This window comes from Vibrio viridaestus (genome assembly GCF_003856525.1).
Taxonomy (GTDB): domain Bacteria; phylum Pseudomonadota; class Gammaproteobacteria; order Enterobacterales; family Vibrionaceae; genus Vibrio; species Vibrio viridaestus.
Window position 1 is genome coordinate 149,599 of the sequence record NZ_RJVQ01000006.1, and the last position, 12,707, is coordinate 162,305.

10 protein-coding genes are annotated in these 12,707 nt (G+C 42.8%); 2 read left to right on the forward strand and 8 right to left on the reverse strand.

What is annotated here, in order from left to right:
• Window positions 1-34: 34 nt before the first annotated feature.
• Window positions 35-919 carry an NAD(+) kinase gene (nadK, locus tag EES38_RS14500; RefSeq protein ID WP_124937931.1) on the reverse strand — a complete coding sequence of 295 codons (885 nt, stop codon included), beginning with the start codon at window positions 917-919 and terminating at the stop codon, window positions 35-37.
• Between the two features lie 145 nt (window positions 920-1,064).
• Here nadK and grpE point away from each other — a divergent pair, with 145 nt between their 5' ends.
• Entirely contained in the window at window positions 1,065-1,682 is a 618-nt protein-coding gene (gene grpE, locus EES38_RS14505; protein WP_124937932.1) for a nucleotide exchange factor GrpE, read from the forward strand.
• A gap of 84 nt (window positions 1,683-1,766) precedes the next feature.
• Here the strand turns inward: grpE and EES38_RS14510 are convergent, their stop codons facing one another.
• The 5 genes from EES38_RS14510 to fepB form a co-directional block, all read right to left on the reverse strand.
• Window positions 1,767-3,839 carry a TonB-dependent receptor gene (locus EES38_RS14510; protein ID WP_166434282.1) on the reverse strand — a complete coding sequence of 691 codons (2,073 nt, stop codon included), beginning with the start codon at window positions 3,837-3,839 and terminating at the stop codon, window positions 1,767-1,769.
• 82 nt (window positions 3,840-3,921) lie between these two features.
• Window positions 3,922-4,755 (reverse strand): ABC transporter ATP-binding protein, encoded by an 834-nt coding sequence (locus EES38_RS14515; protein ID WP_439333260.1) that lies wholly within the window; start codon window positions 4,753-4,755, stop codon window positions 3,922-3,924.
• Window positions 4,728-5,759 (reverse strand): FecCD family ABC transporter permease, encoded by a 1,032-nt coding sequence (locus EES38_RS14520; protein WP_124937935.1) that lies wholly within the window; start codon window positions 5,757-5,759, stop codon window positions 4,728-4,730. Before EES38_RS14520 ends, EES38_RS14515 begins: the two co-directional genes overlap by 28 nt.
• Entirely contained in the window at window positions 5,756-6,799 is a 1,044-nt protein-coding gene (locus tag EES38_RS14525) for a FecCD family ABC transporter permease (protein ID WP_124937936.1), read from the reverse strand. Before EES38_RS14525 ends, EES38_RS14520 begins: the two co-directional genes overlap by 4 nt.
• Before the next feature lie 3 nt (window positions 6,800-6,802).
• Window positions 6,803-7,750, reverse strand: a complete 948-nt coding sequence (gene fepB / locus EES38_RS14530) for a Fe2+-enterobactin ABC transporter substrate-binding protein (protein ID WP_208020460.1) — start codon at window positions 7,748-7,750, stop codon at window positions 6,803-6,805.
• 89 nt (window positions 7,751-7,839) lie between these two features.
• On the opposite strand from fepB, the gene EES38_RS14535 reads away from it, so the two are divergent.
• Window positions 7,840-9,150: an NtaA/DmoA family FMN-dependent monooxygenase gene (locus EES38_RS14535; protein WP_124937938.1), complete on the forward strand. Its 1,311-nt coding sequence runs from the start codon at window positions 7,840-7,842 to the stop codon at window positions 9,148-9,150.
• A 55-nt stretch (window positions 9,151-9,205) separates the two neighbouring features.
• On the opposite strand, the gene EES38_RS14540 is transcribed toward EES38_RS14535, so the two are convergent.
• Both EES38_RS14540 and EES38_RS14545 read right to left on the reverse strand, forming a co-directional pair.
• On the reverse strand, window positions 9,206-11,110 hold the full coding sequence (locus EES38_RS14540; protein ID WP_124937939.1) for a TRAP transporter permease: 1,905 nt from the start codon (window positions 11,108-11,110) through the stop codon (window positions 9,206-9,208).
• Window positions 11,111-11,229: 119 nt separating this feature from the next.
• On the reverse strand, window positions 11,230-12,162 hold the full coding sequence (locus tag EES38_RS14545) for a TAXI family TRAP transporter solute-binding subunit (protein WP_124937940.1): 933 nt from the start codon (window positions 12,160-12,162) through the stop codon (window positions 11,230-11,232).
• Window positions 12,163-12,707: the final 545 nt, after the last annotated feature.

Genomic DNA, 12,707 nt, shown 5'->3' on the forward strand with positions numbered 1-12,707 from the left:
ACTTTTTGATAATCAATTTTGTGATCTTATCCGCTTAAAACAGCTTATTTGCCCAACCTAACTTTTCCCTCAATACATGATAGTAACTGTAGTGCTCAGGGTGAATCAGATGCAGGGTATTAGGACTGCGATAGATATGGACTTCATCACCTGGAGAAACTGGGAGAGAGACTTGACCGTCGCAACTGACTTCCTGCATACCTCGGTTATGCGGTGGAATGATGAGCTTAATGTGTTTATTACTATCGACAACAAGTGGACGACAAGACAATGTGTGGGGAAACATTGGCACCAGAGAAATAGCGTTAAGGCTTGGGGACAGAATAGGGCCGCCGCCGGAAAGTGAATAAGCGGTTGAACCCGTAGGCGTTGATACGATTAATCCGTCAGAACGCTGGGAAAATGAGAAGGTATTATCGATATACACTTCAAATTCAATCATGTGAGCGATTTGCCCCGGGTGGAGCACTGCCTCGTTAAGCGCAGCATTGTGGCTCTTAATCTGACCATGACGATGAACTTCCGCCTCAAGCAAGAAGCGTTGTTCTTCAATGTAATTTCCAGCAAGCACTTTTGAGAGTGCTTCTTTAAAGTCTTCGGGATTTAAATCGGTAAGAAAGCCAAGGTTACCACGGTTTACACCAATGACTTTTATATCAAATCGGGAAAGAACGCGTGCTGCGCCCAGCATGTTGCCGTCACCACCGACGACAATCGCTAAATCGGCCTTACCACCGACATCGACGATTGAAGAAAAACTTTCTTTAGGAATATCGGTTAGGATACTGCTCAATCTATCATCGATTAAAATGGTATAGCCTTGTTCAGATAGCCACTGATAAAGGTCGACATGAGTTTGAATTGCTTTCTGATCACGGGGTTTACCTATGATGGCTATCACGTCGAAAGATTTTTTCATAATTTTTCCAGACTAATTGGGCTTGAATCAGAATTCATCATCCCCATAATAAAGGCAAGTTATGCTTTTATGCGAATTTTTGTGTAACGAGTGTAAACCAAACTCACACATTTGTTACACCTGATCGTTAAACTCTGGAGATATCATGAGCAACGAAGAAAACAAAGTTAAAGATGAAGAGCTTCAGCAAGATACAGTTGTGGAAGAAGTTGAAGCTGAGGCAGATGTTGTAGGTAGCGATGCTGATGTTGATTGGAATGAAGGTGAAGAACCAGAGCTAGATGCTCAGGAAGCGAAGATAGCTCAGTTAGAAGCTGCTCTTCTTTCTAGTGAAGCAAAAGTAAAAGATCAGCAGGAATCAGTCCTTCGCGCAAAAGCCGAAGTTGAGAACATGCGCCGTCGTACAGAACAGGAAATCGACAAAGCGCGTAAATATGCATTGGGTCGTTTTGCTGAAGAGCTTCTTCCTGTCATTGATAACCTAGAACGTGCAATTCAAGCCGCAGATCCTGAAAACGAAGTGATTAAGCCAATCCTTGAAGGCGTTGAAATGACGCATAAATCTTTCGTTGATACGATTGCTAAATTTGGTCTTAAAGAAATCAATCCAGAAGGCGAAACGTTCAATCCAGAATTCCATCAGGCGATGTCGATTCAGGAAAGCCCAGATCACGAATCTAATACGGTTATGTTTGTGATGCAGAAAGGCTATGAGCTGAATGGTCGTGTACTTCGCCCTGCTATGGTTATGGTTGCTAAGTAATCAAACAGCACATCAATATAAAAGCGGCGTAATGCCGCTTTTTTGTTAACGCTAGTGTTTCGTTATAGTATCCGCAGAGACGACTTACATTCTGTATGTCGCACTAATTCCGAACGTTCGTGTTTGTCCCACTGCAGCTCGGCTACTACGACTATTACTGTTGTTGTATAGGATAATATCTTCGTCTGTTAAGTTGGTAACATAGCCATCAATGGTAAAGTCACCAATCACATACTGAATCCGCGCGTTCGCAGTCGTGTAATCTCCAGCCTTATACTCAGACGTGTTTGAAAGATCAGAGTAATACTCACCGACATAAGTAATATCAGCGCCAAACGACAGATCATTACCAATATACTGGGTGAATCCGGCAGAAAGGTTAGTGTTAGGTGCACTTGGTAGTTCATTACCTTTGTCTGACGTGTCGTCGCTATCCACTTTTGAGTTTAGTAAGCCAATGGATGCGTTTAATTTCAGATCACTTGTTGCCCAAAGGTTACCTTCCAGTTCTAGCCCATATGTGTGTGCCGAATCGATATTTTCGATGTATTCCGAATTAACAAAAGCCTGATATCCCGAGTAGTCGTTGTAAAACAGATTAGCTGATACGTCGGCATTCTCAGTTACTTGACTCTTGATACCCGTTTCGTAAGCAATCACGGTTTCTTTTTCGTAGTAATAATATTCGTAGGTAGTCCAGTTTAGTGCGCCACCGCCGCCGTTATAGCCTTTTTGTATTGTTCCGCTGACGGTTGTTTTTGGTGACAGTGCATAGGAAATACCGACTTTAGGTAAGAAATTTGTGTGGCTGGTATCTTGATCTAGCGTTGTGCTGCCATAGGCAAGGAGGTAGCGATCGGCATCTTCATTTTCAACTCGGCCGCCTGCTGTTAAAGTCAATCTATCTGTCACTTTGTAGTTAGCTTCACCAAATAGGGCTGACGTTATGATTGTGTCATTGCCGTCCATTGTTGATTTATTATCGACGTCGATAGAACTCTTGTTGTGAGCAAAGTAAATGCCCGCAATGCCAGACCACACGCTGTTCGTATCATTGAATAGCAGTCGGTCTTCTAAAGCCCAGTTTTCTTTTTTAGAGCTAACAGGGAAAGCAAGAGGGTATTGTTCAAACGCAACGTCAGTGGATAGATAACTCAGGTTAAAGTGGTTAGTTAGCCCTGAATCTATTTCGTATGAGATATCCGTTGCAATAGAGTCTATCGTTGAGTCTTGTAAGCGAGTGTTACTTCTGTTGACTGAATCGAGTGTCAATGTCTCGCTAGCATAGTTGTCATCAACATCATTTGCCCAATTGAGGTACTCACCGTCATAAGTGTTGTGATTTAGCGTTAATTTGGCGGATAGATTGGGGTTGCTTGCTGGCTCCCAAAGTAATTTTGCCCGAATATTCGCGTTCTTAGACTCTTCAACATCAGGGCTGGTATCGAGTTCATCATCCGCCTGAGCATAGTTCATCCACCCATCGCCTTTAGAGCCGTCAATTGCAATTCTGAAGGCAAGCTCATCATCAATGATCGGAGCGTTAATCATGACAGCAAGGTTGTTTTTAATATTACCGTTCTCATAATTATCAAGACCCGCTCTTGCAGCAGCTTCCCATTTGAATGTGGGATCGTTAGTCGTGACGACTAATGCACCACCTATTGAATTTGTGCCTTGTACTGTGGATTGTGGCCCCCTTAGCACTTCGACTTGATTGCTGTCCCATAACTTTGAAGGAGTGAATCCATATCCGGACCAGACTTGTGACACGCCATCTACTATAGTGGATATGCGAGCTCGACCACCCGTAATATAAGCGTATCCCCCCGTAGAGGCTCCCGTACCGTTTATGCCTCGAATCGAAATGGCACCAAATCCTTCAGTGATGACATTCGGTGCGCTAGTGGCAACATCATTGACATTTTTTAACTCGCCATTTTCATATTCGTCAGCTGTGATTACAGTAACGGCGCTCGCAGTATCTTTTAGGCTTTTATCGCTCTTTTCACCTGTGACGGTAATGGTATCTAGCGATTGTTTTTCTGCAGCACTGATCGAAAAAGAAGTAAACAGTGGGGTAGTGCTGAGTGTGGCGGCAATACAAATTGATAAGTAGCGCTTCACTGGAAGCCCTACTGACTGAGCTGAATTCATAAACGGTATCCTTGTCATTAAAAACATAAGATACTAATATTAACAATAATGATAATTATTCTCAATATCATTTATTTTGAGTTTATTCAAATGGAACAATCATCGGAGTTGATGTCACTGGGTCATCAATTATTTTGCTCTTAATTCCAAACACTTGTTCTATAAGTTGTTCATTGATAATGGTGTTGGGTGTCCCTGTTTCTATTATCTCACCTTGTTTTACAACAACGAGATAATCTGCATATCGGCAGGCTTGGTTAATATCATGCAGTACAGTGATAACGGTTTTTTGTTGTTCAATGACTAATTGTCTGCATAAGCGCAGGACATCAATTTGATGGGCAATATCTAGAAAAGTGGTGGGCTCATCGAGAAAGATTATCGGCGTCTGTTGGGCTAGAATAGTCGCTATCCACACTCGTTGTGCTTGACCGCCAGAGAGCTGAGTGACAGGTTTATCTGCTAAATCCGTCACGTTAGTTGCTTCCATCGCTTTCATGACCGCATCTTCATCCTCATGTGACCATTGATGAAAAATACTTTGATGTGGGTATCTACCACGGGAGACGAGATCTCGGACTCGAATATGATCTGGAGTTTGAACGGATTGTGGCAGAAGGGATATCTGTCTTGCTATTTCTTTATTTGAATACGTTTTGAGCGGTTTATTATCTAACGTGACTTGTCCGTTTATAGGAGAGGTGAGTCGGCATAAGGTATTTAATAGCGTAGATTTACCGCATCCATTGGGACCAATAATCACCGTCATCTGCTTATCTGGAATGGTGACATCAAGGTTTTTGCTTATAGGGATATTATCGTAACCTAAAACGATATTTTCACCATGTAGTCTGAATTTTAAGTGACCCATTTTGTATTTTATCCTCATTAATTGTTTGATTTGATGAGTATCCAGAGGAGATAACATCCTCCGAGTAATCCGGTCACTTGACCAATAGGAAGTATTAAATTGAACGGGGACAATTGGGATATAACATCGGCAGAAGTCAACAATATGGCTCCACACAAAGCGCTTCCTAAAATTGGAAGTACTGAGCCTGTTAAGCTAGAAAATAATCTAGGCGCGGCGAGAGCAATGAATGCGATCGGCCCAGCGGAGGCCGTTGCAATCGCGGTAAGAATTACGGCAAAGAGCAGACTTACCTTGCGAACCGTTTCTACAGATATTCCCACTTGCTGCGAATAGGCATCTCCCATTTCTATCATTCTTAATGGGCGAGCTAGAAAACTGATAATTGGGGCTATGACGATGAATACAATGAATATTGGAAGTGCATGTTGCCAGGTTCTCGCACTTAATGAGCCCGCAAGCCAAAGGTTGGCCGTTATGGCTAAATCCAGATCGCCTTTAACAAGCAGTAACCCATTCACCGCCATTAAGATAGCACTCATGCCCACACCTGAGAGTATAAGGGCGTAACTGCTGGTTTTATTAAATTGTCGCGACAGGATTAGGACTACATAGGCAGTAGTGAGGCCTCCTAAGATAGAGCTAAGCATTATCGTCGTTTGCGAAGCCGAAAAATAAATTATAGAAATTAATGCGCCGCTTGCTGAGCCAGTTGTAAACCCAATGATATCAGGAGAGCCGAGCGTATTTCTCGAGATGGATTGAAAGACAGCTCCGGCAACGCCAAGAGAAGCACCCACAAATATCGCGGTGATAAGCCTCGGGAGTCTGACATTCCAAATTGTTAGCTCATGGAGTGGTTGATGTGAGCTCAGTATTAGAGCCGAATAAATCTCATGTAGAGATAGGGGAATCGTTCCCAGCGAGAGAATGTATAAGCTTAAAGCACACAAGACGGCGATTAGAACAATGAATAGCGCTATTTCTTGCGGTGACCATAACCATGAAAACTGGTGCCAACGGAATACTTTCTGCGACATTTCTCTCATAACTTCATCATCCTATGGCGTTTGATCAGATAGAGGAAAAAAGGCCCGCCAATCAGAGAAGACATGATTCCAGCGCTAATTTCACCCGGAAAACCGATTACCTTTCCTGATATATCCGCCACGATAAAGAGTAACGCAGCGAACATAGCTGAATAGGGCAATATGAGACGATAGTCAGGACCAACTATCATTCGTGCTATGTGAGGGGCGGATAAGCCAATAAAAGCGATTGGACCAACGGCAGCGGTGGTTAATCCAGACAAGCTAATAATCGCGAGAGATATCAGGAAAGAGATGAATTGAATGTTTACCCCCATGCTCTTAGCCATGTTTTCACCCAAAGAAAGAATATTGAGTTTCGCTGATAGAGGGATACAAAGACATAATATGATGGTTATTCCAGCAGCAGTAGGATAGAGAATTGGCCACCCTCTACCCTGAAGAGAGCCTATCGTCCAATGACGAAACTGGTCGAATATCGTATCTTCGCTATTAATTATGACAATATGAGTCATGGAAAGCAGAAGAATAGAAAGAGCGGCTCCCGTCAAAACCAATTTAATCGAATCAAATTGAGGGGCTTTTCCTCTGTTAGCAAGGAAGGAAATGACCAATCCAGTGACGCCTGCTCCTATAAGTCCGAACCAGAGATATTCGGATAGTTGGTGCATACCCAAAAACGCGATAGCAAAGACTACGCCTGTGGTTGCTCCTGCCTGAACCCCGAGGATACCCGGGTCTGCCAGAGGGTTTCGTGTTAGCGCTTGAGTTAGGGCTCCGGATACACCCAGTGCTAATCCTATGAATATTGCAAGTATCGCTCTTGGTAAACGTAGATAATGCACCAATAAATGTTGACTATTGGTTGTGTCCAAATGGAAGAATGCTTCCCAAGCTGTACTTACGGGGATATCACGGGACCCAACAAAAATATTTAGAATAGCAAGCATAACGATCAGTAAGGCTAACCCGAGAAGATAAAGTGGGTGACGAGTTCTTCTCGGTTGATAGGTGATCTTGTGACTGAATTCGAAAAGCATAATTTAGTTATCACTTGAGCTAAAGTGTGCCTTTACTCCCGCGATGATTTCGAGGGCGCTGTAATAATCGATACGAAAAGAATTTTTCCCCAATCCGTAAACCCGTCTTGATTTGACTGAAGGCACATTTTGTAAAATTGGGTCAGCGATAAAATCCTGCGCTAAAGAGTCATCTGCGCTGAGGAGAAAGGTTGTTCTCGATTTAAGCTGAGACAGGTTTTCATAGTGGCTCCAAACAAAATTGTTGCGGTTTGTCGCGGTGTCGTTCCACTCAGGATTCGGTGACTCAATAGTAAATCCAAGAGAAGTCAGTAATTTTCCATGAGCGCTATCAGGCGTTGCTATTGGGTTTGCCATACCTGGTCCATGATAACTTATAATATTGGCCATCCCTTGTGGTAGCTTAGTGGACGAGCGTACTTGGGCTATATCTTGATTAAATTGGTCTATTTTTTTCTTAACTTGCTCCTCAATTCCTAATGCATAGCCGAGTTTTGTTGCTAACTCTTGCCAACTCATACTGCCGTAATCGACGACTATTGTTGGTGCTATTTGCTGTAGTTGATTTATTTGATCAAGAGCGGAATCAGCACCGCTAAGGGAAACAATGATGAGATCTGGTTGAATCGCCATCGCCTGTTCAATATCGACACTTCCTGCCGGCCAAAGAGGCATAACTTCGCGTTGCTGAGCGACTTCTTTCCATTGTTCAAAAAAATGGCCGTAAGTGGTTGTGGCACTTGCAATCACTGGTGCATTAATCGCTAAAAGTGTTCCCGTTACCGTTACCGAAGTTGATAAAACGCGAGTTGGCTTTGCGTTGATTGTTGTAAACGTGCTATCTGAATTTTCAAAGCGCCTCGGCCAGTTATCAACATCACTAGCGTACGCTGTTGAAATCAGGTTACAGGTCAACAAAAGTATCCCCAATGCACAAATAATATTGCGAATCATTGCTATTCTCATTATAAAATAAAAACGATTGTAACGTATTTGGTGAATTATTCATCAAATGATTAATGATTTTATGGGGTATTCATGTGAAAGAGTCTCGTCCACTGTGTATTGGTATGGCTTTGGCGTTTAGCTGGTTGAGCAAGAGTGGTTGGAGACGACAGGATAGCCAGGTTGAGCGGCTTTTCTCTCCCGAACTCTATTCTGAACTGGCCTGTCGGGCTGAAAAAGCTAAGCTAGATTTTGTATTCAGGCCTGATACGTTATTCTTAAATCCTGAAGCGCTGTATTCCGAACCAGGCTTTAGTACGCTTGATCCCATTGCATTGCTCTCATTCATAGCCAGTAAAACATCCCAAATTGGCCTAGTCGCGACAGTATCAACAAGCTTTTATCCGCCTTATATCGCCGCCAGACAGCTCCAATCATTACAATGGATAAGTAATGGTCGAGCTGGTTGGAATATTGTTACAGCAATAGATGGTCAGCGTAACTTTGGATTAAGCAGTTTATCTTCGTCAGAGGTGAAATATCGCAAAGCAGAAGAGTTCTTTCAGGTTGTTGAAAAGCTTTGGCAAAGTTTCCCTTATGACGCTCTAATTATTGATAGAGAATCTGGTCAGTATGCTGATGCGAGCAAAATAGAATCTATACATCATGATAGCGAGTTTTTTCATGTTGAAGGACCACTAAATGTTCCATCATACCCTTATGGGCAGATGGCGTATTTTCAGGCCGGGGCTTCCGATAGTGGCAGACAATTTTCAGCGACATACGCTGACGCGGTATTTGCAGCAACCCCGACTATCGAATCGGCAGTTGAACTGAAAAAAGACCTTGTGGAAAGAAGAGCTAAGTTGCAAGGGATAAGCGAAAAATCCGCTATAAAAGTCTTACCTGGACTGAGCTTATTCTTAGGAGAGAGTCGGCAAGAAGCGCAGGAACTATATGAATCAACACATAAGAATATGAGTTACCAGAGACGTTTTGAGTACATAGAGAACACTGTTGGGGTCGATTTTTCATCACTCACTTTGGATACTCCCATAGACTCTTCCATGTTGCCACAAACGTTCGAAACATCTCGTAGTCAAACGCATGCGACTCTCATAAGAGAATTTATTCGTGGCAATACACCCACGTTGAAACAATTACTTGAAAGTGCTGTCGTTATTGGCTCTGCACATTGGTTAGTGATTGGTACGGTTGATGATGCTGTTGAGAGTATTGTTAAATGGAAAGATGCAGGGGCTATGGATGGATTTATAGCAGTACCAGGGGGATCGGTGGAGTGTATGGCGTTGTTTTTTGATAAATTGCTTCCCCGTCTTCAAGCGCTGGGGCTTATGCGCGCTGAATATGAAAATAAAAGCTTTAAGGAAACGATTACTTCCTAAAAATCTTGCTTGTATCACTGGGAATACAAGCAAGATTGAATCTATAGCTGAGTCGTTAGTTAGCTATCGTTTGAGCGTCTCTTGGCGCTCGTTTATATTCGATAAATACCAGCACTGCAATAATTGCTATACAACCTAAACGATATGGATTAGGCATGAGCAATGTTGCAACAGCAAGTAAGATAAACAGCAGTTTTTGCCAGATTTTGAGTTTCTGGAATAAATACCCTTCAATACCGCCAGCGAAAGCTACGATTAATGCTGTACAAGCGATGATCGATTCAATGAACTCAAACGCATTTTCATTATGTGTCCAGATCAAACCTGAAAATGCCATCATTGCAGGAATGAGGAAGAACCCTTGCGCCAGTTTGAACGCCTGAATCGCAGAGCGCATCGGAGAGGCATTGGCAATTCCGGCCCCGGCAAAGGCTGCAAGTGCGATCGGTGGCGTGACATTCGATGTCTGTGATAGCCAGAACACAATCATATGTGCAGCAAGAAGAGGGACACCCAAATCCATCAGTGCAGGTACTGCCATAACGGACAAAACAATGTACGCAGCAGTCACTGGTAATCCCATGCCGAGAATGACCGCAGCTAAAGCAATAAAGACCAGAGCTGACCATAGGTGGCCACCCGATAGGGAAGTGAGAAATTGCGTAAATTGCAAGCCAATCCCAGTTTGACCAACGACACCAACGACAATACCGGCCGTCGCACAGGCGATCGAAATAGGTAACGCCAGAATTGCGCCTTCACGCATTCCTTCCAGAATTACTTTGATATTTACTTTGGTGTGTTTGCGTGAGAAAGCTGCAACTAAAATGGCTGCGCATCCAGCGATCCCGACCAAAATAGGTGAATAGCTCATGATAAGCAAAGCCGTGATAAGCACTAAAGGTAAAAGAAAGTGCCAGCCTTGCTTGATGATTCCGCCAATCTTATCGGTTTCTTTCAGACCTTGTAAGTTGAGTTTGCAAGCCATCAAGTGAACGTAAAGCAAGGTACAGCCGAAGTAAAGAATCGCGGGGGCGATAGAGACTAAGATAATTTCACTGTAAGCAATACCAGTAAACTGAGCCATAACGAATGCACCTGCGCCCATGACTGGAGGCATAATCTGTCCACCAGTTGATGCGGCTGCTTCAATACCTGCGGCTTGTTCTGCTTTGTATCCCAGTTTTTTCATCATTGGGATAGTCAATGAACCTGTTGTTACTGTGTTAGCGATCGCGGAGCCTGATATGGAACCTAGCGCAGCGGAGGCGAGAACACTTGCTTTTGCCGGACCGCCACGAGATTTACCGGCGATAGCAAAGGCGGCATCAATGAAAAACTGTCCTGCTCCGGTAACCTGTAGAAAGGCACCGAAGAGAACGAAGATAAACACAACACCGGCCGCTATTGCTAAAGGTGCACCAAAGACACCGTTAGTCGAGAAAATATGAAAGCGGACCATTTCCTCGAGAGAAAAACCTTTGCTCGCAATAGAGTCGGGAAGTGCATTTCCGAAAATGGCATAGAGCAAGAATATACCCGCGACCAGCACCATGATCATACCAACAGCGCGACGAGTGGCCTCAAGTAATAAGATAATGAGTAATCCACCCGCAATCTGGTCTTTTAAAGTCAGACCATCAAGTAAAAAACTGATGTCATCGTAATCAAAGGTGATGATTTGTAGTGCGGACCAACAGGTCACGGCAATTAATACAACATCGATAAATCTACCGATGAAATACGGTACCGATTTAGACGTCTCCGGTCTGGTTAGTGGAAACGAGAGAAAAATAAGGACAAGTACCCAACTTAAATGTACAGGTCTGAATACAGTAGCGGATAGATCCGCTGTAATACCTTGCCAAATTTGAAAAATTGTCAGAGCGATAGCAATCGCGCTTGCTATTAGAGTCAGAGCATTAGCAAGCTTTTCCTGACTTTTTGAAACTTCATTCATAATGACACCATCATTAAAGAAATCGAATGATGAAAACAGATGAACAGTAAACAAAAACGTTACTGTTCATCCTTCTAATCACAAAAATAATTTATAAGAATAGTATGTCGATACTGTGATTATTGATTGATATGTTCGTCGTAGTATTTTTTGGCTCCAGGGTGCATCGGAACGCCCTGCAGTTTATTCATGTTTTCAACGGTCATGAATTTGGTTACACCGATAGCCTGACGAATTTGATCAATATGCTCAAATGCGACTTTGGTCATTTCGTATGCCAGTTTCTCGTCGAGCTTTTGGTTGACAACAAGAACGTTCCAAACGGCTGGAGCAGTAAAAGCAGGGACATTTTTATAGCTCTCTGCAGGCGCTTCTAGTGGCAGATAAGAAGGGTTAGCCTTCTGGATTTTTGCCAGTTCCTCTTGAGAGAAAGATAAAATACGAACATCACGAGTCAGAGCCAATTCAGTAATCGCACCTACGCCAAGGCTACCCACAATAACGCCAGCATCTATTTGTCCATTGGCAATCGCGCTAGTGGTCGCAGTGTAGTTGAGAGATTGAGCTTTGATATCGTCTTCCGTAATACCCAGCGTATTTAAAATGTTAACTGCACTAACACGAGTACCTGAACCTGGCGCACCTAAAGAGATTTTTTTGCCTTTCAGGTCACTGACCGACTTGATGTCTGAGCTGGCTGGAACGATAAATTGTACAACGTTAGGATAAAGTGCAAATAATACGTCCGTTGGCATTGCTCGTGGGAAAGGCTTTTCACCATCGTGCGCCTTTAACGCAACGTTACCCATGGCGATACCCGCTAACTGCTTATTCGTCGCAACTTTAATGATATTTTCTACAGAGGCAGCTGTAACTTCTGCACGCATATTAAAATCGGGAATATTTTCACTCCAGATTTTTGCCAGCGTGCCACCAAGAGGGTAGTAAGTACCGCTTTGGCTGCCTGTACCTATAGTGTAATTTTCAGCCAATGAAGGGAATGAAAGACCGACGCTGAGCACAACAAGTGCGCTTTTTATGATCTTAAGCATTTGATACTCCTTATATAATAGTAATTTGAGTTACCAGATGAAGAAGCTTCAATTGGTACACTCTCGTTTTAAAAAGGAATAAAGGAAATGCCTCTAAGTCAGACGCAAATAAACAAGGCATTTCCTTATCCCAAATTTAATCATTTACAAAATGAGTCCAACGTTTACGACACGAAGGGAACTCAGATGGTGACACTAATCCTTAGTTTTACCATCAAAGAGGTTTAACACGATATTCAACTATTGTAGTAGTGCGTTTGTCTCAAACTGACAAACATTCGAACAAAATAGGAATACTAGTTATCAATGTCTTAGCTATATCGCTAAAGTGAATTTATTAAGTTATTGAATATATTAAATATTCTATTTTTAGTGCGGGCATTATACGTGTGCGAGACTAAAATGGGTAGCTTTTTGCCCAGAAACTGTTTTTCCTTTTGAACTGAAAAAACAGAAATAATTTGAAAAAAAATTTTCTAAATCCCTTGAAAAGGGGTTTTGTGCCCTTATCTATGTGGCATAAGCGAAGCAAACGTCGTTTTTAT